Here is a 273-nt window from a genome sequence, read left to right as displayed (position 1 = left end):
ACAGGAGTTGAAATGGCTGGAATGAAGTCTATCGATGAAGCGCGCAATGTCCTCGAAGAGGCTGCGCTGATGACCACTGAGACGGTGAGGGCCTTCTACGGGATCGTAGCTGCTGGCCCGGATGTTGACACGCCGCTCTGGCTGTTCATCCTGGCCAGACACATCGACGCCTGGGACAAGGCCTCGCAGGCCTACATGATGGCCGTGCATCAGCATGCTCGGCCTGTCCTCAATGACATGGAGCGCCTCTCCGCGTCGAAGTAAGCCGGGGGG

Annotated in this window: 1 protein-coding gene; it reads left to right on the top strand. The window is 60.1% G+C overall.

Features of this window, described 5'->3' with window-relative positions:
* Positions 1-21 precede the first annotated feature (21 nt).
* The gene (locus tag ABG80_RS18390; RefSeq protein ID WP_058089041.1) at positions 22-264 is read left to right on the top strand and encodes a hypothetical protein; all 243 of its coding nucleotides are present in this window, start codon (positions 22-24) and stop codon (positions 262-264) included.
* Positions 265-273: the final 9 nt, after the last annotated feature.

The organism is Aquabacterium parvum (assembly GCF_001447195.1).
GTDB lineage: Bacteria > Pseudomonadota > Gammaproteobacteria > Burkholderiales > Burkholderiaceae_C > Aquabacterium > Aquabacterium parvum.
The sequence above is the reverse complement of the archived record's forward strand: the minus strand, read 5'-3'. Positions and strand labels throughout refer to the sequence as shown.

Coding starts and splice junctions, on each gene's coding strand:
- ABG80_RS18390 (WP_058089041.1), top strand. CDS start 22: ATGAAGTCTATCGATGAAGCGCGCAATGTCCTCGAAGAGGCTGCGCTG.